Origin of the sequence: Dakarella massiliensis (assembly GCF_001182045.1) — a bacterium.
Classification (GTDB): domain Bacteria; phylum Pseudomonadota; class Gammaproteobacteria; order Burkholderiales; family Burkholderiaceae_F; genus Mesosutterella; species Mesosutterella massiliensis.
Genome location: NZ_CVTY01000007.1, coordinates 1,010,404 through 1,032,571 on the forward strand (window position 1 = coordinate 1,010,404; position 22,168 = coordinate 1,032,571).

Genomic DNA, 22,168 nt, shown 5'->3' on the forward strand with positions numbered 1-22,168 from the left:
GCCGGTGTCTCACCGGTGCCGCCTATACGCTTATTCTATCGCAGGGCAGGGGTTTTAAGCCTCAGACACCGGGCTTTTGCCGACTGCCCCGCAGGTCCCGGCATCCTTTAGAGAATGTCGTCGCCTTCACGCAGCTCCATGTTCCGCTGAACATAGCGGGCGATCAGGTCAACCTCGAGGTTCACAAGGCTCTGAGCCTTGAGGAAGTGAAGCGTCGTCACTTCCATCGTGTGCGGAATGAGATTGATCGAAAAACGGGGGCCGACAGAGGTGTCTTCCACTTCGTTGATCGTGAGGGAGACGCCGTTCACCGCGATTGAGCCCTTGTAGGCGATGCAGGGGGCGAGCTTGCGCGGGGCAAGAATCACAAGCTTGTAGCTCTCAGCCACCTGCTCAAGCGACACCACCTGACCGATGCCGTCCACGTGGCCCGACACCAGGTGCCCGTCCACACGGTCACCAAGGCGCATGGCCTTTTCCAGATTCACGGGGCCAAAGGTGTCGAGTCCCGCGGTCTTCGAGAGCGACTCGGCCGACACATCGATCCGGAACCAGTCGTCGCCCTTCTCGACCACCGTCATGCAGGCGCCGTTCACGGCGATCGATTCGCCGATGCCGACCTGATCAAGCCCGAGATCGGGAGAGGAAATCGTGAGCCGCACGCCGTTGCCGAGCTTCTCGGGTTCGCGCACTTTGCCGATCGCCTGAATAATTCCAGTAAACATTAGTCTTTCCTCTGATTGCGTAAGTCAAAGCACAGGTCTTCACCGAGACGCGACACGGAGCGGTATGCCCAGCGCTCAGCCTCAGCAAGACGCTTATAGGGGCCGACGCTCCACATTCCGCGCCCTTCTCCGATCAGAATCGGAGCGGTGTAGACCACAATTTCATCCACCAGTCCCGCGTCAAGCAGCGCACCGTTCAGCGTCGCGCCGCCCTCCGCAAGAAGATCATTCACTTCGCGGCGTCCGAGTTCGGACACCAGGGCTCTGAGATCAACCCGGCCGTCACTTCCCGGCAGTTCGATCACCTCAGCGCCCCGCATTTCCAGTTCCGCCTTCCGCTTCGGATCCGCTTTCGCGCAGACGATCAGGCAGAGGCCGTCCTCCCCGATCACGCGGGCCGTAGCCGGCGTGCGGAGCGATGAATCCACCACCACGCGAAGCGGCTGGCGGATTTCCACCGGATCCCGCCCCGGCAGCCTGACGTTCAGACGGCAGTCGTCAGCGAGCACCGTACCGATACCGGTCAGGATTGCCCCCGACTCGGACCTCAGGCGCTGCACGTCCTGACGAGCGGCTTCTCCCGTGATCCACTGGCTTTCTCCGTTCGGAAGCGCGGTGCGGCCGTCAATCGACGCTCCGACCTTCAGCGTGACCCAGGGCGTACCCCGCGTCATCCGGGTGAAGAACCCCCGGTTGCTTTCCCAGGCCTCTTCCTCAAGCACGCCGCAGGCGGTCGGAATTCCGGCTGCTTCAAGCATGGCGAGTCCCTTTCCGGCCACGAGCGGATTCGGATCCTTCATGGCGGCGACAACGCGTCCCACGCGGTGGTTGATGAGAGCCAGTGCGCAGGGCGGCGTGCGCCCGTAGTGAGAGCAGGGTTCCAGCGTCACGTACACCGTGGCGCCTTCGATATTCACACCGCGCTTCTCCGCGTCGGTGAGCGCCTCAATCTCCGCGTGGTGGCCGCCCGCTTTCTGCGTGAAGCCGCTCGCGATGATTTCCCCGTCCCGCACGATCACACAGCCGACCGCCGGATTCGGGGGCGAAAGCGGCCTTCCCTTCGCGGAAAGCCGTATCGCCTGCTCCATGAAGTAGCTGTCAGGATGCTGCATCCGTCTTCTCCCTCGGCTCAAGCGCCTCGCGAAGGAGCTCGGCGAACGCCTCGGGCTTCTCAACGTTGAAGTAGACCGACGCGAAACGGATGTAGGCAACCTTATCAAGCTGCCGCAGCTCATCGAGCACAAACTGCCCGACGCGGTCGCTCTTCACCTCGCGTTCGCCCAGCGCCATCAGACGCTGCTCAATGCGGCCCACCGCCTCGTCCACCTTCTCACGCGGAACCGGACGCTTGCGGAGCGCAAGCGTCATCGAGGCCCGCAGCTTGTCGCGCGCATATTCGGTTCTCGCGCCGCCCCGCTTGATGATGGTCGGCATAGCAAGCTCCACGCGCTCATACGTCGTGAAACGCTTGCCGCACTTCGGGCACTTACGGCGCCGCCGAATCGTCCAGCCTTCTTCCGAAGACCGGGAATCAATAACCTGAGTATCTGGACTGTGACAGAAAGGGCATCGCATGATAAACCTCAGGCAGGCGATCCTCAAAACGGGATCAGCCTGCCGGAAAAAGCAGGCAGCCTTCCTTTCTGACGGGGGCTGCCTGCCTGTGTGCTGCTACAAAGAAGCGCCGGATCAGCGGGCGTAGACCGGGAAGGCCTTCGTCAGCTTGGCGACCTCAGCCTTCACATGCTCGAGCACCGCGGCATCTTCCGGGTGATCCAGCAGCTCGGCGATCAGATCAGCCACTTCACGCACCTGCTCTTCCTTGAAGCCGCGGGTGGTCATGGCAGCGGTGCCGAGACGGATGCCGGAGGTCACAAAAGGCTTCTCGGGGTCGTTCGGGATCGCGTTCTTGTTGGCGGTCATGTGGCCGGACTCGAGCAGAGCCTGAGCGGCCTTGCCCGTGATGTGCTTCGGGCGGAGGTCAACCAACATCACGTGGCTTTCGGTGCGGCCGGAAACAATACGCAGCCCCTTCTTCGTGAGTTCGTCAGCCATAGCGGCGGCGTTCTTCACAACCTGGGCGCCCCAGGCCTTGTATTCGGGGGTCAGGGCTTCGCCGAGCGCGATCGCCTTGGCGGCGATCACGTGCATCAGGGGGCCGCCCTGGATGCCAGGGAAGACAGCCGAGTTGATCTTCTTCTCAAGCTCAGGCTTGCAGAAGATCACGCCGCCGCGCGGGCCGCGCAGCGTCTTATGGGTGGTCGTCGTCACGATATCGGCGTAGGGGAACGGGCTCGGGTAGACACCGGCCGCAATGATGCCGGCGTAGTGGGCCATATCCACCATCAGGTAAGCGCCGACGCTGTGAGCGATATCAGCGAAACGCTTGAAATCGATACGGAGCGAGAAAGCGGAAGCGCCGCAGATGATGATCTTCGGCTTGTTTTCCTTCGCGAGACGCTCGACCTCTTCGTAGTCGATGTCTTCATCGGCGTTGAGGCCGTACGGCACGCAGCGGAAGTACTTGCCGGAGAAGTTGAGGTGCATGCCGTGGGAGAGGTGGCCGCCCGCGTCAAGAGACATACCCATGAAGCAGTCGCCCGGCTCCATCAGCGCGAACTGCACAGCCATGTTGGCCTGAGCGCCGGAGTGCGGCTGCACGTTCACAGCCATCTCCACACCAGCCGGCTCGCAGAACAGCTTCTTCGCGCGTTCCTGGGCGATGCGCTCAACGACGTCGACATTCTCGCAGCCGCCGTAGTAGCGCTTGCCCGGATAGCCTTCAGCATACTTGTTGGTCAGCTGGGAGCCCTGAGCAGCCATAACTGCGGGGGAAGTGTAGTTTTCCGACGCGATAAGTTCGATGTAGTCTTCCTGGCGGTTGTTTTCCGCTTCGATAGCGGCCCAAACCTCAGGGTCTTCGGCTGCGATGGAGATCGGCTGATACATAAGTGTTGCCCTCACTTAAAAAAATAAAAAATCCTTCCCCCGGCCCCGATCTGAGGCCAAACAGGAAAGAATATCAATCAAGTCTGTAGATTATAGGAGAAGAACGGCTGCCGCCTGAAGCGGATTCCGTCTTCTCCGTCAATTCTTTGATACAGCGGGAAGCCGGAGCCAGATCGTGACGGGACCGTCATTCGTGAGCGAGACTTCCATGTGGGCGCCGAACACGCCTGTCTCGACGGGGATTCCCTCGGCTCTGAGCGCTTCGGTGTACTCCTCGTAGAGCGCGCGTCCGAGTTCAGGATCCGCGGCCGGCGTAAAGCTCGGCCGTGTCCCGGACCGGGTATCGGCCGCGAGCGTGAACTGCGAAACGACAAGCGCCTCACCCTTCACGTCAGCCAGACTCCGGTTCATCTTCCCCGCCTCATCCTCGAAGATCCGCAGCCGTGCGGTCTTCGACGCGAGACGCTTCGCGAGATCCGGGGTGTCCCCCTTCTCCGCGCAGAAGAGCACGAGATACCCCCGACCGCACCGGCCGACGGTTTCACCCGCCACCCGGACTTCGGCCTGGGACACTCTCTGAAGAAGCGCGATCATCGGGCTGCCGTTACTTGACGGAAACCTTGGCCCACTTGCGCTTGCCGACCTGAACAATGAAGTTCATGCCGGAGGTGATCTTCATCGTGCGGTCAGTCACCTTGTCGCCGCCGATCTTCACACCGCCCTGATCAATGTTGCGGTTGCCTTCAGAAGCGGAGGCAACAAGACCGGCTTCCTTCAGGAGCTTGCCGAGCGGAATCGAGCCGCCTTCAGCCACCACGGTGACTTCCGGAATGTCTTCCGGCATCTCACCGGACTTGAAGCGGCGGTTGAACTCTTCCTCAGCCGCGGCAGCCTCCGCCTCGTTATGGAAGCGGGCAACGATTTCGTGCGCGAGAGCTGCCTTCGCGTCACGCGGGTTGCGGCCCTGGTTCTGGCACTCGTCCTTGATACGGGCGATTTCCTCGTTGCTCTTCAGCGAGAGGAGGTCGTACCAGTTCCACATCAGATCGTCGGAAATCGACATGACCTTGCCGAACATGCTGTCGGCGGACTCGGTGATGCCGATGTAGTTGTGCTTCGACTTGCTCATCTTGTTCACGCCGTCGAGGCCGACCAGCAGCGGCATCGTCAGAATGCACTGCGGTTCCTGGCCGTACTGGCGCTGGAGCTCGCGGCCGACGATGAGGTTGAAGCGCTGGTCAGAGCCGCCGAGCTCGAGGTCAGCGTGAAGCGCGACCGAGTCGTAGCCCTGCATCAGCGGGTAGAGGAGCTCGTGCATCGCGATCGGCAGGTTTTCACGGAAGCGCTTCGCGAAGTCATCGCGCTCCAGGAGCCGGGCGAGCGTGTAGCGGGACGCGAGCTGAATCAGGCCCACGGACCCGAGCGCGTTCGACCACTCAGAGTTGTAGCGGACTTCGGTCTTATTCGGATCGAGAACGTGGCCGGCCTGATCAAGATAGGTTTCAGCGTTCTGCTTGATCTGCTCAAAGGAGAGCGGCGGACGGGTCACGTTGCGGCCCGACGGATCGCCGATCGACGCGGTGAAGTCACCCACGAGGAAGATCACGGTGTGGCCGAGATCCTGGAGCTGGCGAAGCTTGTTCAGCACCACCGTGTGGCCCAGATGGATATCAGGGGCAGTCGGATCGAGACCGAGCTTGCAGCGCAGCGGCGTCCCGGTTTCTCTTGCCCGTGCCAGTTTCTGCAGAAGCTCATCCTCAATCAAAAGCGTATCGGCGCCGCGCTTGATGAGTGCGAGCGCATCCCGGTCTTCCTGAGTTACGGTGTATTTCTTCACCTGATCTGTAGCTTTCTGTTCTTCTGCCATCGGTGTATCTAAAGTCCTGTTAACGACCTGTGCCAGGTCTGAATCAAGAGAATAAAAGCCTGTCGGGGCTTATGGTGTGTCCTGCCGGCAGGCCTGCTCAGAGCGGCCCGCGTCTTATCGCGCCGGGTCCGCCCTCTGGGCGGTGCCTTGTCTTATAGCAGAAAAAGACCGCTCCGGGGCGCTGAGACTCCGGAACGCTTTTTCTCTCACCCCCTGCCTCTTGCGGCGGGGAGCCCTGAGGAGCGCCCGAAACAGGCTAGATTATCCTCCAAAAAATGTAAAAAAGATTTACATCCGACATTTTTCTGGTTTCGCTGTCCGGGTTGAGGCATTCCGACTGTTATACTCGGTAGGTTTTCCAATTCATCTAATTATTTCCGTCACTTCATGCTGCCCCACTCGATCATCGCCGAGAAGTTTTCCCGCCTCAGGGAAGGTGCAGCTGTGCTTTGCCGGAGGATCCGGGTTACGTGCCGCCGCAGGCACTTCACCCGAGGGCAGATCGCCGTTGCAGCCATTGTCGCTGCCCTCCCGCTTTCCGCTGCTCTTGCTACCCTGACGGTCAGCACGAGTCCCGAGACGGAACAGGCGCCATCGGCTGCGCCTGCCGCAGCAGTTGCTCCTGCCGCTCCCCGGGATGCGTCGCTCATTATCAATAATGCTGAGACGGCCTCTTCACTCATGGCCCGCCTTGGCATCAATGACCCTGAACTCGAAAAGTTCATCTATTCCAACCCTGACGCCGCGGTTTTCGCTTATCCGAGACGCGGCCAGTTCGCTCTCGCCCGCGTGGCCGGGAACGGTCAGGTGATCTCCCTCTCGATGTATGTCGAGGGAGCCCGGAACAGAAACATCAAGACCACCATTACCCGTGATGCAAAGGGTCTCACCGTTGCATCCGCTCCCTTCAAGTTCGACAGCCATAACTCGATGGCCGCGATCCGCGTGGGCCGCTCCTTCGCAGCTGAAGCGCGCGAAGCAGGGGTCCCCTCTGACATCATTGCAGATGCGAACCGCGTTGAGTACCGCAACAGCCCGCTGCTTCGCAAGGCCGGCCGCGGTGACACCGTGAGCCTGATCTACGAGAACCGCTTCATCGACGGGCACCTCGTCAGCACCGGCCGCCTCCTCGGTATCGAGCTCCAGCACGGCAAGGAAGTCACCCCGCTCTACTGGTTTGAGGACGGCACGAAGGGCGGCGGTTACTACTACGCGAACGGCGAGACGACGGAGCAGACGTTCCGCCGCTATCCGCTGAACTCCTTCCGCATCTCATCCCCGTTCACGACCAGCCGTCGCAATCCGGTGACCGGACGGGTCCGGGCCCACGAAGGCGTTGACCTTGCTGCTCCTCGGGGCACCCCGGTGTACTCGGTCTCTGACGGCATCATTGAGGCCGCGGACAGCTCGCTCTCCGGCTACGGCAACCGAATCGACATCAATCACGGCAACGGCTACTCCACGCGCTACGGCCATCTGAAGGGCTACGCGAAGGGGATCCGTCCGGGTGTCTTCGTGAAGAAGGGACAGCTGATCGGTTACTGCGGTTCCACCGGTGTTTCCACCGGCCCGCACGTTCACTTCGAGTTCCACGTGAACGGCCGCCCGGTGAATCCGGTCAAGGTCGCGATCCAGACGAACGCCAGGATTCCGTCCCGGTACTACGCTGCCGCCCGCCCGCGGGTTACCGCGCTCGCGCGTCAGATGAAGCAGCTTGACGCGGTGCAGACCGCCTCAAACGGCAAGACGGTTCCCGTGATGAGCGCGGACCAGGTGAAGGCGGCGCTCGCCGCAGCCGACACCCCGGCCTCCAAGAAGAAACAGCAGGGCTGATCCGCGAAAACCGGCCAGCCCCGCATTCAGGCCCTGCCCAGACGCTAAGATATGGCTGAAGGCAGGGCTTTTTACTGCCTGACAAAAACCTTTTCCTTTCGGACATTCCCCCTTCGCCATGACGACACCCGAATCCTTTATCTGCATCGGCATCATGTCCGGTACGAGTCTCGACGGCGCGGACGCCGTCGCCGCTGACTTTTCCTCTCCTGTGCCGGTGATACGCGGGCGCGCCCACGAGCCTTTCTCCCCGGAACTCCGGGCCGAGCTCCTCAGCCTCTGCGCCCCGGGTGAGAATGAAATCGAGCGATCCGGGGCCGCCTCGGTGAAACTCGCCCAGTGCTACGCGAAGGCGGTTGAGTCCCTTCTCGCCTCAAGCCGCATCCCGCGGGAAGAAATCCGCGCGGTGGGGGCGCACGGGCAGACGATCCGCCACTGTCCCGATCAGCACTTTTCGATCCAGCTGAATTACCCCGCGCTCCTCGCGGAGCTCACGGGGATCGATGTGGTGTCTGACTTCCGAAGTGCGGATCTCGCGGCCGGCGGCCAGGGCGCTCCGCTCGTCCCGGCGTTTCATGCCCGGGCCTTCCGCTCTGACACCTTCCGCGTGATCGCCAATATCGGGGGCATCGCGAACCTGACGATCCTTCCCCCGATCTCATCCGGCGCTCCTGTCGCGGGCTTTGACTGCGGTCCGGGGAATATGCTGATGGACGCCTGGTGCTTCCAGAGAACCGGGCGCTTCTATGACGAAGACGGCGCCTGGGCGAAGAGCGGGCTTCCGCAGCCGGACCTGCTCTCCTCGCTCCTCTCAGACCCCTACTTCAGCCTTCCGCCGCCGAAGAGCACGGGGCGCGAGCGCTTCAGTCTCAGCTGGCTGAAGTCCCATATCGCGCAGTGCGGAAACCGCCTCATGCGGACGCGTGACGTGCAGGCCACGCTTCTCAGGCTGACGTCACAAAGCCTCGCCGAAGCCGTGATCCGCTACGCACCGGCCGCGGAAGAGGTGTATCTCTGCGGCGGAGGAGCGCTGAACCCAGCGCTGCGGGAAGACATCGCGCGGCTCCTCGCCACGCAGCACGTCGGAACGACTTCCGAGCTCGGCATTCCGCCGATGGATGTCGAGGGGCTGGCGTTTGCCTGGCTCACCTACGCGCGGCTCGCCGGAATTCCGGGAAACTGTCCGGACGTGACGGGGGCCGCGGGCAGCCGGGTCCTTGGGGCGCTTTATCCGGCACCCCGGAAATAAAAAAGAACCTGAAGCAGCACTCTGCCTCAGGCTCTCTTCACCGTAAACGCGCCGGGCGGTATATCCGTCCGGCGTTTTTCCGCGCGGTATCAGACGTTGAACGAAGAACCGCAGCCGCAGGTCGTCGTGGCGTTTGGGTTCTTGATCACGAACTGCTTGCCGTCAAGATCATCCTTGAAGTCGACCGACGCGCCCACCAGGTACTGGTAGCTCATCGAGTCAACGAGGAACGTCACATCACCCTTCACGATGCGGGTGTCGTCGTCCTCAGCCTTCTCCACGAACTCAAATCCGTACTGGAAGCCTGAGCAGCCGCCGCCCTGAACGAAGATACGAAGCATCAGATTCACATCGGGATTCTTCTTCTTTTCTTCATCGAGGAGCCCCTTCACGGCATCCACAGCGGCATCGCTGAACTGGATCGGGTCGGGCATCGCGGCGAAATCCGGAACTTCGCCTTCAGTATTCTGCGCAACAGCTTTTTCCTCAGCCATATCTCTCTTAATTCCTGTATTCGTCGTACTGCTGTTTCCGGTCTGCTGGCCAGGCCAATATTCTGCGTCCGACGGAAACCTGCCCTCGGGGGATCTCGAGGGAATCTCTTGTAAAACTGCGTGCTAATAATATCAGTTCCCCGGAAAGACCATGAGGCTTTGTCGGGTATTCTGGCCGCGGCACGCCGCGGATAAAAAAAACGCACCCGAAGGTGCGTTTTTTCTCTGCCGGGAGTCCGGAGAGAAGCCGCACTGAGCGGCCCCGGTACCGGATTCCGGAGAAGCGTATTAGCGCTTGGAGAACTGCTTCGCGCGGCGGGCCTTGCGCAGACCAACCTTCTTACGTTCGACTTCACGAGCATCGCGCGTGATCAGGCCGGCGTGAGAAAGCGTGGGCTTGAGGGCGGCGTCGTAGTCAACGAGAGCGCGGGCAATACCGTGGCGGATGGCGCCGGACTGGCCGGTTTCACCGCCGCCGCTGACGTTAGCCATCACGTCGAAAGCTTCAGCGTTCTCAGTAAGAACGAGCGGCTGACGAACGACCATGATGCTCGTTTCGCGGTGGAAGTAGTTGGCGATATCACGACCGTTGATGACGATCTTGCCGGAACCCTTCTTCAGGAAGACACGGGCGACGGAGCTCTTGCGACGGCCAGTGCCGTAGTTGTAATTACCGATCATCATTCAACCTCAGATATCCAGAACCTTGGGCTGCTGCGCGGTATGCGGGTGCTCAGCACCGGCGTAGACGTGCAGCTTCTTGATCATGGCATAGCCAAGCGGGCCGTGGGGCAGCATGCCCTTGACAGCCTTCTCAAGAACGCGACCCGGATACTTTTCCTGCATCAGACGATAAGAAGTCTCGTAGATGCCGCCCGGGATCATGGTGTGGCGATAATACTTCTTCTTCTCTTCCTTGCCACCAGTAACGACGATCTTGTCAGCGTTAATGACGACAATGTTGTCACCCGTATCAACGTGGGGAGTGTATTCGGGCTTGTGCTTGCCACGCAAGCGCAGCGCGATTTCGCTAGCAAGGCGGCCGAGCACCTTACCGGATGCATCAACCACGTACCATTCGCGCTTAACCTCAGCCGGCTTTGCCGAGAAGGTCTTCATTTGCGATTCACCTATATTCAGGAACTTGGTGCGGCATGGCGTCCGCGCCAAAAAGATTAAAAACAGTCTTGAGGAACAGTTTCCTCAGAGCGTCTAGCTTCCCCGCTCCGCTGCGGCATCCGGTGTTGCAACACTGGACAGTGAGCTGTCCGCGGGGATAATTAACTGCCTACCCGACCGGGCAAGTGGAATTGGGGCAAGCACACAGCCAGTGGACAGTCAAGGCGCGAATTTTACAATAAAACTGCGCCTCTTGTCTAGCCGGCTTTTTTTAAAACCGCTCCAGGATTCCGCTCTCCGGCCGCGCGCGGCCGTTTTCCTTACTCAGCCTTATCGGCCTTAGCGGCGGGAGCGTCGGCTTCCGCTTCAGAAGCTTCGACTTCTTCAGTCTCGTCTTCTTCGTAATCGTCTTCAGCCGTGTCTTCCACGTCTTCGGCGGTTTCAGCTTCAGCGGCGAGCTTTTCCTCGGCGGCCTCAGCGGCACGTTCCTTCACCTTGCGGGTGAGTTCGATCACGAGGCGCAGGGCGTCATTCACGTCCTTCGCGGTCGGGAAGAAAGCAGCGACTTCGCTGTCGATCTTCACAATCTGACGCTTGCTGTAGTCTTCGCGATCCTGGAAGCGGCCTTCACCGAAAGCGCGGGCGCGGGGACCGGTCTTCGAGCTGTAACGGTCGTCGCGGTTGAAACGCGGACGATCACCGAAACGCGGACGGTCGTCGCGGTTGAAGCGCGGACGGTCACCGCCGAAGCGGCGGTCGCCGCCTTCAAAGCGGTTTTCACGGTTGAAACGGGGACGGTCATCACCAAAACGGTCTTCGCGGTTGAAACGCGGGCGGTCATTGCCGAAGCGGTCTTCGCGATTGAAGCGCGGGCGGTCTTCACCGAAGCGGCGGTCGGAACGGTCAGAATTCCATTCACGGCGTCCGCCGAAGCCTTCACGGTGAGAGTCACGATTTTCCCAGGGCTTACGATCCATCATTTCTATAATCCTTATTAATCAGTATGTTAATTTTTCAGTATGCTCGTCGAGCGAAATTTGAAAATTAATTATTTTTAAACTGCAGTTAAATAAATGCGCTTTTTTCGGTTGCGCGGGCTACACTATCTATAGCGGAGACCGAATTCAAAGACCGATTCAGTTACTGAAAAGCTATTTGAAAGGGTTTGCGCCATAACACTTGCTTCTATAAAAAAGGAGGTCTCACATGCTTCAGACGCCTCAGGTTGTTTTCCACGGCATTTCTCGTTCTCCAGCAGTCGAGGCTGCTATCAACGAAAAAGTTGAAGCTTTAACTAAATTTGACAGCCGCCTTGGTGCTGTCAGGGCAACGATTTCACTGGACGGACATCAGACGACCAATGAGTTCAATGTGCGCCTTGATTTCGTCACTTCCGGCAAAAACGTTGTTATTAACCGTAAGGGCACCGATGTTATTGCTGCCCTCAATGAGGCCTTCGATATAGCGGAACGTTCCATTAAGGAAGAAGCCGCGAAACTGCGTCAGCCGTAAATCACCTTAGCTGACTCAGTAGGTCAAGAGCCGTCCAATTCCGGGCGGCTCTTTTTTTACCCGGGGTCAAGTATACCTTTTCCGGATAAAACAAAGGGAGCCCATTCTTGAGCTCCCAGTGTTAATGGCGTCCCCAAGCAGATTCGAACTGCTGTACCGACCGTGAAAGGGTCGTGTCCTAGGCCTCTAGACGATGGGGACCTTTTAAATTTTGGTGGAGATAAACGGGATCGAACCGTTGACCTCTTGCATGCCATGCAAGCGCTCTCCCAGCTGAGCTATACCCCCAAAAAGAATCAGTATTATATCTATCTCTGAGATAAAAAGCAAGTGATCAGCGGAAACGCTTACTGCTGTCTTTCTCTCGATAAGAAGGGGTTTCTGTCGTCAGGCAGAAGCTCCAAAAAATCCGTGGTGGAGATAAACGGGATCGAACCGTTGACCTCTTGCATGCCATGCAAGCGCTCTCCCAGCTGAGCTATACCCCCACAGAGGATTGACATTATATGGGGGATTTTTTGAAATAGCAAGTTTTTTGAAAAATATTTTTGGACTCCCTCTTTTTTCCTTTTCCTCCCGTCTCTTAGAGAGGTTAATCTTTCGCTATGCTTTTCTTTTATCTGCGGGGCTCATCCCCTGATAAAAGATCCTCTGACACAGCGGCTGAAAAACCAATATCAATGACACGCGCTCGTAAAAACCTGAAGGCAGGCAGTCTGCCGGCCTCTTCTGCAGCAAAAATTTCTATCCGCGGAGCAAGACAGAACAATCTGAAAAATGTCTCTGTGGACTTTGATCTCGGGAAACTCACGGTGGTCACCGGTGTCTCGGGATCCGGCAAGAGTTCGCTGGTCTTCGATACCCTTTACGCCGAGGGCCAGAGCCGCTACGTCGAAACGCTGAGCCCCTACGCGCGTCAGTTCCTTGACCGCATGGACCGCCCTCATGTGGACCGGATCGACGGCGTGCCGCCCGCGATCGCGATTGATCAGACAAACCCCGTGCGGACGTCCCGCTCCACGGTGGGCACTATGACGGAACTGAACGATCACATCAAGCTGCTTTTCGCGAAGTGCGCGTCGCTCTACTGTCCGAAATGCGGGAAGAAGATTGAGGAAGAGGCGCCGAACTCTCTCTGGAAGAAGATCCGGGCCGCAGCCGAAGCCGCGTCGGACCCCAGGCTCATTCTCACCTTTACATCTGTTGTGCCGAGGAAGTTCGGTCTGAAGAAAGCGATCGACTCCCTCTCAGCCCAGGGCTTCACCCGGATTCATAAGCAGACCGCCACAGCCTCCGGCTGGACGCTCAAAGTCATGGTGGACCGGTTCCGCGCGAGCCGCGTTGAGGAAAGCCGCGCGATCGAGGCGCTTGAACAGGCGCTTGAACGGGGTCACGGCACAATCGCCGTACACCCGCTGAATGATGAAGGCGAAGAAGCGGACACCTGGAAATACACCCGGGGGCTTGCCTGCGCGGACTGCGGCATCAGTTTCTCCCACCCTCACCCCTCCTCCTTCAGTTTTAATTCGCCTCTTGGCGCCTGCGACACCTGCCACGGGTTCGGCCGCGTAATCGGAGTCGACTTCGGGCTCGTTATCCCGAACCCGCGCCTCAGCATCGCGGAGCACTGCGTGAAGCCCTGGAGCACTCCGTCTTTCGCTGAGTGCCAGAAGGATCTTGAATGCTACGCGAAGAAAGCCGGCATCGCGCTCGACGTGCCGTTTGAGGAGCTGCCGTCCGAAGACCGGTGGTGGATCCTTGAGGGCGATCCGGACTGGACGGGGGACTGGGATCATCAGTGGTACGGCGTCCGACACTTTTTCGAGTGGCTGGAAACGAAGTCCTACAAGATGCATATCCGTGTGCTTCTCTCCCGCTACCGCAGCTACACGCTCTGTCCGGACTGCCACGGCGCCCGCCTGAAGCCTGAGTCGCTCTACTGGAGAGCGGGCCGCCTCTCAGACGCTGATGCCGCGCTCCTCCCGCAGGGAGAAGAGCGGAAGCTGGAGCGGTTCCGGCCGAAAGGCATGACCGTACCGGACGCGGTGCTGAATCAGCTCCCCGGACTCACGGTTCATGACCTGATGATGCTGCCGCTTTCGCGTCTCCGCCGTTTCTTTGACAGCCTTGCCACTGATCCGGATCTCCCGCCTGAAGCCGCGCCGATTCTGAAAGAGATCCGTTCGCGCGTCATCTTCCTCTGCGCGGTCGGCGTCTCTTACCTGTCACTTGACCGTCAGAGCCGTACGCTTTCAGGCGGCGAAATTCAGCGCCTCAACCTCACCACGGCTCTTGGCACCTCACTCGTCAACACCCTCTTTGTTCTTGATGAGCCGTCCATCGGTCTCCATCCTCGGGATATGGACCGGATCAACGCGATCATGCGCCGCCTCACGAAGGCAGGCAATACGCTTGTCGTGGTGGAGCACGACCCTCAGGTCATGCTGAAAGCGGACCGCATTATTGATATGGGACCGGGAGCCGGCGAAAAAGGCGGCAACATCATTTTCTCGGGTTCTCCGAAAGAAATCTTCAGTGCGAAGACGCTCACCGGCGACTATCTCTCGGGACGGCGCCGGATTGCCCTCAAAGGGCAGAAGCCGGTGTCAAAGAAGGCGCCTTCCATCCGCCTCACCGGGGTCACCGCGAATAATCTCCGCGATATCGATGTCTCGTTCCCGCTTCACTGCCTCACCTGCCTCACCGGTGTGTCCGGTTCCGGCAAATCGACGCTCGCGCAGGAAGTGCTCGTCCCGGCGCTCCAGAAGCGGCTCGGCGTTCCGACTGAAGCACCGGGGCCATATAAGGACATCAAGGGCTTCGACCTGATCGAGGGGGTGGACTTCGTTGATCAGTCCCCGATCGGGAAGACCTCCCGTTCGAACCCCGTGAGTTACGTCGGTGCCTTTGACCCGATCCGGAAACTTTTCGCCGCGACTGACACCGCCAAAATGCAGGGCTGGGGTCCTGGGACCTTCAGCTTCAATTCGGGTGACGGCCGCTGCCCCACCTGTATGGGGTCCGGTTTCGAGCATGTCGAGATGCAGTTCCTCTCGGACGTTTACCTCCGCTGCCCGGACTGCAACGGGCGCCGCTACCGCCCGGAAATCCTTCAGGCAAAGCTCGAGCGGAACGGCCGCAGCGCTTCGGTCGCTGATGTGCTCGAAATGACCGTGTCAGAGGCCTGCGATTTCTTCCGGGATGATCTCGAGGTGATTTCGCTCCTTCAGCCGCTGATCGATGTCGGTCTGGAGTATGTGCAGCTCGGGCAGCCCGTGCCGACACTCTCGGGCGGTGAAGCCCAGAGACTGAAGCTCGCCGGGTTCCTCGCCGCAGCGCTTGCTGAAAACGGGCGCCGGAAGCCGAAGGACGCGAAGGGCCGGCTCCTCGTTTTTGATGAGCCGACCTCCGGGCTTCACTTCTCGGACGTCGAGAAACTCCTTCTCGCCATGCGGAAACTGATTGCCGCAGGGCACTCGGTGCTGGTGATCGAACATAACCTCGACGTCATCGCGAACGCCGACTGGATCATTGACCTCGGTCCGGAGGGCGGCGAGGCGGGCGGCTGCGTGGTCGCGGCCGGCACCCCGGATGACATCATGGCGGAGTCCCGCTCTTACACCGGCCAGGCGCTGATCTCCTACGAGAAGGCGGTCGAAAGCGGCACGCCTTATCAGGAGGACTTCACGACAACTGAGATCGATGCAGAAGCTGCCCTCCCCGCCCAGGCTCATATCGCGAAGAAGGGAGAAATCTCAGTCCTCAACGCGCGGGAGCATAACCTCAAGGATCTCTCGGTCGACATTCCCCGGAATGAACTCACGGTGGTTACCGGCCTCTCCGGCTCCGGAAAGTCGACTCTCGCGTTCGACATCGTTTTTAACGAAGGTCAGAGACGCTATCTCGAGTCGCTTAACGCCTATGCCCGTTCGATCGTGCAGCCTTCGGGCCGCGCGGATGTAGACGCGGTGCTCGGCATTCCGCCGACTGTCGCTATCGAGCAGCGCACTTCGCGCGGCGGCCGGAAGTCCACCGTGTCAACGATGACGGAGCTCTATCACTTCCTTCGTCTCATCTATGTGAAGCTCGGTGTTCAGACCTGTCCGAACTGCCACGTGGAAGTGCGGCCCCAGACGCCGGCCGCCATTGTGGAGGCGATCCGGAAGGCCGGAAATGGAAAGAAAGTGATGCTCCTCTCCCCGCTTGTCACGCACCGCAAGGGTATCTATACCGAACTCGCACAGTGGGCTGTGAAGCACCACTACGACACGCTGCGGGTGGATGGAAAGATCGTTGACGCGCATCACTTCCCGAAGCTCGCCCGCTATAACGAACACAGCATTGAGCTCCCGGTGGCGGAGCTTGATATCTCCGAGCGGACGCTTCCGGAGCTCAAGGCTCACGTGGCAACCGCGATCACGCTCGGCAAAGGACAGGTGGCCTCCATGATTCTGGAGGACGGTGAACCCGTAAACAATACTTTCAAGATCTGGTCCACGCGGCGCGCCTGCCCGATCTGCGGCACGAGCTTCCCGGATCCGGATCCCCGGCTCTTCTCCTATAACAGCAAAATGGGGTGGTGCCCGACCTGCTTCGGCACCGGGCTGCAGCTCTCCGGGTTCGACGCCGAGCAGACAGGAGAGGAATCCGCCTGGTCAAAGACTGAGGGCGAGGAAGAGAAAGTCTGTCCCGACTGCCACGGTCTGAGGCTCAACCCGGTCGCGCTCGCTGTCATGTTCTGCGGGAAGAACATCAGTGAACTCTGCCAGATGAGTGTGAAGGAAGAACTCGCTTTCTTCCGTGCCCTCAAGCTCGACCCCCGGGATGAGGCGATCGCGCACGACGCGATCCGGGAAATCGTTTCCCGGCTTGAGTTCCTCGATCAGGTGGGGCTTGGCTACCTGACGCTCGACCGCGCGGCACCGACTCTTTCTGGCGGTGAGACACAGCGTATCCGGCTTGCCTCGCAGCTCGGCTCCAACCTCCTCGGTGTCTGCTACGTGCTGGACGAACCGACAATCGGCCTGCACCCGAAAGATAACGGCATTCTGCTGAACGCCATGGATCATCTGTCGAAGAAAGGCAACACGCTTCTCGTCGTGGAGCATGACGAAGACACGATCCGCCGCGCGGACCACGTGATTGATATCGGCCCCGGCGCCGGAAGCGAAGGCGGGCGCCTCGTCGCGGAGGGCTCGGTCGAGGACATTATGAAGTGCAAGGACTCCGTTACAGGCCGGTTCCTTGCCTCTCCCGAAATCCATAACGGCATTCCGCACCGCCCGGTACGCTCCGGGAAGACGCCCACGATTTCTGTGCTCGGCGCCTCGCTCCACAACCTCCGGATCCCGAAGGTGGAGTTCCCGCTGAACCGGCTGACGGTCGTCACCGGTGTATCCGGTTCCGGCAAATCCAGTCTCTGCCGTGATCTGCTGCTTCGGAACCTCCAGGACGCACTGCGGGCAAAAGACACCGCTCCAGTCTGGACCGGGTGCCGTGAAATCACAGGCTGGGAAGCCGTGAGCCGGGTGCTGGAAGTGGATCAGACCCCGATCGGAAAGACACCCCGCTCCTGCCCGGCGACCTATGTCGGCATCTGGGACGGGATCCGGAAGATCATGGCTGAGGCGAGTCTCGCGAAAGAGCGCGGCTACACCGCTAGCCGCTTCTCCTTCAATACCAAGGGCGGCCGCTGCGAAACCTGTCTCGGTCAGGGACTGCGGACGATTGAAATGAATTTCCTTCCGGAAGTGAAGGTGCTCTGCGAAAGCTGCGGCGGCAAACGTTTCAACCCGCAGACGCTTGAAGTGAAATGGAAAGGAAAGAGCGCGGGCGACATCCTTCAGATGCAGGTCCGCGAGGCGGTGGAGTTCTTCGCGTCAACGCCCTCTATCCAGCGGCCGCTGAAGCTGCTTGAAGAGGTGGGGCTCGGCTACCTCACGCTCGGACAGCCCTCCCCCACGCTTTCGGGCGGTGAGGCGCAGCGCCTGAAGCTCGTCACGGAACTCTCCAAGGTGAAGGACACGGAGTACGTGTCTGAGGATGAAAGCACCACCGGTACGCTCTACGTTCTTGATGAACCGACGGTCGGTCTTCATATGGCGGATATCCAGAAGCTCATCAATGTGCTCCATAAGCTCACGGACTCCGGGAACACCGTGGTCGTGATCGAGCATAACCTCGACGTGATGTCAGAGGCGGACTGGATCATCGATATCGGTCCTGAAGGCGGAACGGCAGGCGGCAAGGTGGTCGCCGCGGGAGCACCGCTTGATGTCGCGGAAAAGGGCACCGCAACGGGTGACGCCCTGAAGGAGTTCTTTGGGACACATAAAAAAGAGGCGGCCGCGTAAAGCAGCCACCCCCTGATCCGCTTCCGCCTGCCGGTCAGGCGGAGGCAGGCTTCGCCGCGGAACCTCCCGCGGCTTTTTCTTTTTCCTTCTCGGCTTTCAGGCGATCCGCTTCTTTCTGATCCTCGAGGAACGTGAGAAGCCGGGCCATATCCTCGATCGAGATCTTCTGCGTCTGATTGCTGCGGAGACGCACATCGAGCTGCGGGAAAGGCACCTCGATCCCTTCCTCATCGAAACGCTTCAGCACGTTAATCAGCACCTGCGTGCGGAGGCCCACCGTGCCGTCGCCGACATTCGGCACCCAGACACCGGCTTCGAGGTCAATCGCGCTGTCGTCCAGCTTCGTGATACCGGTCCAGCCCTTGCGGTTCTTGATCACGCGATCCGGCTTATTCGCTTCCTCATTCAGGATCTGCAGCGCCTTGTTGAGGTCAGTGCCGTAGGCCACCGACACCCGGATCATGGCGATACAGACGTTATCCGTGTGGTAGTAATTCTTCACTGAGCTCGTCACAAACGTTTCATTCGGGACGATGTTCTCAATGCCATTCCAGTCACTCACCACGGTGTAGCGGGTGTTGATTTCGGTGACGATACCCTGGAATCCGCCGATTTCAACGAAGTCACCGATCTTAATCGAGTGATCAAGAAGAATGATGAAGCCTGAAATGTAGTTGCTCGCGATTTTCTGCAGACCAAAGCCGATACCAACGCCGAGAGCGCCGCCGAAGACCGAGAGCACCGTGAGATCGATACCGACAGAACTCATCGCGATCAGGATCGCGCAGACCATCAGAATCCAGCGGGCAATTCGCGAGAACACCACCTGCAGATTCGGAGCGAGTCCTTTCGTACGTTTCAGCACGCCTTCAAGAACATTCGCGATCCAGTTCGCGACACCGAGCGTAAGAAGCGCAGAGACGAGCCCCGAGAAGAGTGTCCAGAGCGTGAGATTCTGAGTTCCGACCGGAATCGACTGCTCACGCATGAACTTCACGATGGTCGGCAGAATACCCGCAAATTCGAGGACAACCAGAATCCAGAACACCCAGGAAACGACGGTGGCAAGACCATGCGTCACCACCTTGTCGCCCAGCATACCTCGCAGGATGTAGAGCATGATCCGGAGGAACGCGAAGGCATAAAGCACCATGTAGCCGAGTTCGGCAAACACGAGCACTTTGTGGTCCGGGAGGATATCCACCTCGCGGAGCGTCCAGTCAAGCATCCAGAGGAAAGAGGCGCCGATGAGCGAGAAGGACAGGTGAGACGCAATATCGATCGCGTAGGTCTTCACGCGGTCCCGCAACCGGTCAGAACCGGGAGGCGGCAGCAGCTTCTGCAGCCTCGCGTTGAAGCGTCGGGAAATAAAGAGCGACAGCAGTACCGCAACGGCAAACGCCGCAATCTGCCAGATATAGTCTGCGGTCCACCCTCCCTGGAGAACCTGCACAATCTGGTGAAATATCGCCTCTGTTTCGCCGATCTTCGAGATCGAGGAAGCTACCGTCATTCAGTCAATCCTTGTCGTTATAGGTTTAAAAAATCAATTGCCGGGGCATCACCGCCGTTCGACCTTCGCGATCGCCACGGCTGCGAGTATGAGTGTCACCAATATTGGTGTTATGGCCGCCATAATCGGCGGGAACGTACTCAGGATACCAATATAAGAGAACAGATTGTTCAGCGCGTAGAACGCGATACCGATCATGACGCCCACAAAAATCTTGAGCGACACGCCGCCGGACCGGGTGCTCAGGTACGCGAACGGCATCGAGAGCGCGAGCATCACGAGAATCGAGAGCGGATAGAAGACCTTCTTCCAGAAGGCGACCTCATAGCGGCTTGTGTCCTCGTGGTTCTGCTTCAGGTGATGCAGATAGGAACCGAGATCGAGAATCGGCATATGGTCCGGATCCGCCACGATCACGGAAAGAATCCTCGGAGCGAGCGTCGTGCTGAGCACCATGCTCGGCTCCGTATGCCGGACGACCGGCTTCGGGATCGCCCGGGGATCTGCGCCAAGAAGCGACGGAAAATCAGTCACCACAGCGTTCTTCAGCACCCAGCCCTTTCCTTCCTGATAAGTGCCCGAGGGAGCCTCAATCATCCGATGAAGCTCGTTTCCAGTCGTGAATTCGTACACCCGCCAGCCGTTTGCTTCCTGCGCGGCTCCCGACTTAAGGCTCTGCACATTCACGTAACGGGACAGCACGAGTTTCTTTGATCCGTCGTAGACCTGGTCACGGGCCCAGACGCCGGAGTCATACCCCGACGCGGTAAGCGGCCGGCTGTAGATTTTCATCTGGACTTCCTGGCGGAGAGCGTCGCTCTCCGGCGCCACAAATTCGCCAAGCAGATACGTGAAGCCAACCAGAATCAGACCAGGCACCATGAGCGAACGCGTAAGCGAAAGCGGGCTCAGGCCGGCCACACGGAGAATCGTGAATTCGGAGTTTGCGGCCCAGCGGCTCATCGTGTAAACCGCGCCGAGCAGCACGCCGATCGGCATCACCTCGTAGAGGTGCGACGGAATGGAGAACCCGGTAATCGCCAGAGCCTGCAACATGCCGTATCTCGACCCGATCTTATCCACCTGGTTCACAAGGTCGAAGAAGAGGAAAAGACCGATCAGCGCCATCAGCACAAGACTCGTCGCCAGGATGATCTGAGAGGTCAGATGTCGTGTAATAACCCGCATAATTTTTTCCTCACTCCATCCGATCGCGCCAGTAGCCGATAGTCAGTTCCCGCGGAAGCCAGCGCTGAAGCCAGATTCTCCGCACGAACAGCAGGGCGGTGAGAAGCAGCATGGAACCGTGAAGCGCTATCAGGCCTGACCACCAGTGCCACCGGCCCTCCGAAATCCAGCTCTCCATGATGTTGATGAAGTTCAGGTAGAGAATAAAAACGAGAACCGCCACCACCACGTTGAGAGACTTGCCGGCTCTCGGGTTCGTGAATGACAGAGGAATGGCAAAAAGCACCAGGTTGAGCGCCATCAGCGGCCACGAGAGCCGCCAGAAGAACTGACCCAGATTCTTCGGATTCGGATCATTCAGGAGATAGCTGGTCGGAAGCGAGTGCACTTTGTCAGGCGACAGAATCTGGTCCGGCTTGATATCCAGTCGGATTCCATAAGTCCCGAACCCCGTTACCCGATAGGACTTGGCGTCCGGGGCGATTTCGTACCGCTTCCCATCCGTCAGCTCAACGTAACGGTCGCCTTCCTTATTGATGCGGAGACGGCCTTCGGTCGACGACACAACGGTCGCTTTCCCGTTCCGATTCAGTTCAGAAACAAAGATGCCTTTGACGTTCTGCGTGTCCTCGCTCACCTGCTGAATGAAGAACACACGGCGGCCGGAACTCGATTCGATGAACTTCCCGGAGGCAATACGGCTCGTGTCATCACGCTGGGAAAACTGCGCCTTGCTCACATCCATCTGACCGCGGGCCCAGGGCGTGATCGCCAGTGCCACCACGGCGGTAAGCAGCACCACGGGAAGCGAAAAACGGAGCACCGGACGGATCCAGGAGAGGAGCGACAGACCGCCTGACGAGAACCAGACAATCATCTCGTTCTGCTGCCAGCTGCGGATCAGCGCCATCAGAATCGCAAGGAAAAGCGACAGAGCGAGCAGCGGCGCCAAGGTTGTGAGTGACGTGTAAAGCACCATCTGGAGGATGGCCCCGGCGTCAGACTTACCGACCGCCACCTGGCTCATCACCCGCACGATGCCCACCGTAAGAACGATAGAAAACAGCACGGTGAACACACCGCCAGCTGTATTCATGAATTCTGAGATGAGCGAGCGCCTGAAAATCATAAAAATGGATCCCAAAGCTCCCCTGCAGATGGGGAGAAAAGCGGCCATGAAAAGACAAACTTACATTTTACGGCATGAAGGAGGAATCTTTGCGGAAAGGGCTTTCCCCTTCAAAATTTCTTGCAACAGATTCTTACTAAGTTCTACTAAAATAGGGCAATTCACCGAGTGGATCTTACCCCTCAAATCCAGAAGCCCATAAAAGCAATAAGAGCAACCTTCCACGGTGGATCCCTT

17 protein-coding genes and 3 tRNA genes are annotated in these 22,168 nt (G+C 59.2%); 4 read left to right on the top strand and 16 right to left on the bottom strand.

What is annotated here, in order from left to right:
• Nucleotides 1-107 precede the first annotated feature (107 nt).
• From BN1936_RS11000 to tyrS, 6 genes are all read right to left on the bottom strand, one after another.
• Nucleotides 108-725, bottom strand: a complete 618-nt coding sequence (locus BN1936_RS11000; RefSeq protein ID WP_022444322.1) for a riboflavin synthase — start codon at nucleotides 723-725, stop codon at nucleotides 108-110.
• Nucleotides 725-1,837, bottom strand: coding sequence for a bifunctional diaminohydroxyphosphoribosylaminopyrimidine deaminase/5-amino-6-(5-phosphoribosylamino)uracil reductase RibD (gene ribD / locus BN1936_RS11005; protein ID WP_049687402.1), 1,113 nt, complete (start codon nucleotides 1,835-1,837; stop codon nucleotides 725-727). Before ribD ends, BN1936_RS11000 begins: the two co-directional genes overlap by 1 nt.
• Nucleotides 1,824-2,300 (bottom strand): transcriptional regulator NrdR, encoded by a 477-nt coding sequence (gene nrdR / locus BN1936_RS11010; RefSeq protein WP_022444324.1) that lies wholly within the window; start codon nucleotides 2,298-2,300, stop codon nucleotides 1,824-1,826. The genes ribD and nrdR overlap by 14 nt, the downstream gene beginning before the upstream one ends.
• A 114-nt stretch (nucleotides 2,301-2,414) precedes the next feature.
• Entirely contained in the window at nucleotides 2,415-3,674 is a 1,260-nt protein-coding gene (gene glyA, locus BN1936_RS11015; protein ID WP_049687403.1) for a serine hydroxymethyltransferase, read from the bottom strand.
• Nucleotides 3,675-3,812: 138 nt separating this feature from the next.
• On the bottom strand, nucleotides 3,813-4,268 hold the full coding sequence (dtd, locus tag BN1936_RS11020; RefSeq protein ID WP_022444327.1) for a D-aminoacyl-tRNA deacylase: 456 nt from the start codon (nucleotides 4,266-4,268) through the stop codon (nucleotides 3,813-3,815).
• Between the two features lie 10 nt (nucleotides 4,269-4,278).
• Nucleotides 4,279-5,541 (bottom strand): tyrosine--tRNA ligase, encoded by a 1,263-nt coding sequence (tyrS, locus tag BN1936_RS11025; protein ID WP_022444328.1) that lies wholly within the window; start codon nucleotides 5,539-5,541, stop codon nucleotides 4,279-4,281.
• Nucleotides 5,542-5,985: 444 nt separating this feature from the next.
• On the opposite strand from tyrS, the gene BN1936_RS11030 reads away from it, so the two are divergent.
• Complete coding sequence (locus BN1936_RS11030; protein WP_157274796.1) at nucleotides 5,986-7,374, top strand: M23 family metallopeptidase; 1,389 nt, start codon at nucleotides 5,986-5,988, stop codon at nucleotides 7,372-7,374.
• Nucleotides 7,375-7,492: 118 nt separating this feature from the next.
• A complete protein-coding gene (locus tag BN1936_RS11035; RefSeq protein ID WP_049687405.1) occupies nucleotides 7,493-8,623 on the top strand; it encodes an anhydro-N-acetylmuramic acid kinase in 1,131 nt (376 codons plus the stop codon).
• 89 nt (nucleotides 8,624-8,712) lie between these two features.
• On the opposite strand, the gene erpA is transcribed toward BN1936_RS11035, so the two are convergent.
• From erpA to BN1936_RS11055, 4 genes are all read right to left on the bottom strand, one after another.
• Nucleotides 8,713-9,117, bottom strand: a complete 405-nt coding sequence (gene erpA, locus BN1936_RS11040) for an iron-sulfur cluster insertion protein ErpA (RefSeq protein ID WP_022444331.1) — start codon at nucleotides 9,115-9,117, stop codon at nucleotides 8,713-8,715.
• 288 nt (nucleotides 9,118-9,405) lie between these two features.
• Complete coding sequence (rpsI, locus tag BN1936_RS11045; protein ID WP_049687509.1) at nucleotides 9,406-9,798, bottom strand: 30S ribosomal protein S9; 393 nt, start codon at nucleotides 9,796-9,798, stop codon at nucleotides 9,406-9,408.
• A gap of 9 nt (nucleotides 9,799-9,807) precedes the next feature.
• Entirely contained in the window at nucleotides 9,808-10,236 is a 429-nt protein-coding gene (rplM, locus tag BN1936_RS11050) for a 50S ribosomal protein L13 (protein WP_022444333.1), read from the bottom strand.
• Nucleotides 10,237-10,556: 320 nt separating this feature from the next.
• The gene (locus tag BN1936_RS11055) at nucleotides 10,557-11,216 is read right to left on the bottom strand and encodes a hypothetical protein (protein ID WP_049687406.1); all 660 of its coding nucleotides are present in this window, start codon (nucleotides 11,214-11,216) and stop codon (nucleotides 10,557-10,559) included.
• A gap of 226 nt (nucleotides 11,217-11,442) precedes the next feature.
• On the opposite strand from BN1936_RS11055, the gene BN1936_RS11060 reads away from it, so the two are divergent.
• Nucleotides 11,443-11,748: an HPF/RaiA family ribosome-associated protein gene (locus BN1936_RS11060; protein ID WP_022442709.1), complete on the top strand. Its 306-nt coding sequence runs from the start codon at nucleotides 11,443-11,445 to the stop codon at nucleotides 11,746-11,748.
• Between the two features lie 125 nt (nucleotides 11,749-11,873).
• Here the strand turns inward: BN1936_RS11060 and BN1936_RS11065 are convergent.
• The 3 genes from BN1936_RS11065 to BN1936_RS11075 all read right to left on the bottom strand — a co-directional run bounded on the left by BN1936_RS11065 (nucleotide 11,874) and on the right by BN1936_RS11075 (nucleotide 12,236).
• Nucleotides 11,874-11,949 (bottom strand) — tRNA-Glu (locus BN1936_RS11065).
• Nucleotides 11,950-11,960: 11 nt separating this feature from the next.
• Nucleotides 11,961-12,036 (bottom strand) — tRNA-Ala (locus tag BN1936_RS11070).
• 124 nt (nucleotides 12,037-12,160) lie between these two features.
• Nucleotides 12,161-12,236, bottom strand: a tRNA-Ala gene (locus BN1936_RS11075).
• A 192-nt stretch (nucleotides 12,237-12,428) separates the two neighbouring features.
• On the opposite strand from BN1936_RS11075, the gene uvrA reads away from it, so the two are divergent.
• On the top strand, nucleotides 12,429-18,101 hold the full coding sequence (gene uvrA / locus BN1936_RS11080) for an excinuclease ABC subunit UvrA (protein ID WP_049687407.1): 5,673 nt from the start codon (nucleotides 12,429-12,431) through the stop codon (nucleotides 18,099-18,101).
• 34 nt (nucleotides 18,102-18,135) lie between these two features.
• Here uvrA and BN1936_RS11085 read toward each other — a convergent pair whose 3' ends face one another.
• From BN1936_RS11085 to lptF, 3 genes are read right to left on the bottom strand one after another with little or no spacing between them, the layout of a single operon-like run.
• Nucleotides 18,136-19,614, bottom strand: a complete 1,479-nt coding sequence (locus tag BN1936_RS11085) for a mechanosensitive ion channel family protein (protein WP_022442707.1) — start codon at nucleotides 19,612-19,614, stop codon at nucleotides 18,136-18,138.
• Nucleotides 19,615-19,662: 48 nt separating this feature from the next.
• Entirely contained in the window at nucleotides 19,663-20,802 is a 1,140-nt protein-coding gene (gene lptG, locus BN1936_RS11090) for an LPS export ABC transporter permease LptG (RefSeq protein ID WP_049687408.1), read from the bottom strand.
• 10 nt (nucleotides 20,803-20,812) lie between these two features.
• Nucleotides 20,813-21,979 (bottom strand): LPS export ABC transporter permease LptF, encoded by a 1,167-nt coding sequence (gene lptF, locus BN1936_RS11095; RefSeq protein WP_325058620.1) that lies wholly within the window; start codon nucleotides 21,977-21,979, stop codon nucleotides 20,813-20,815.
• Nucleotides 21,980-22,168 lie beyond the last annotated feature (189 nt).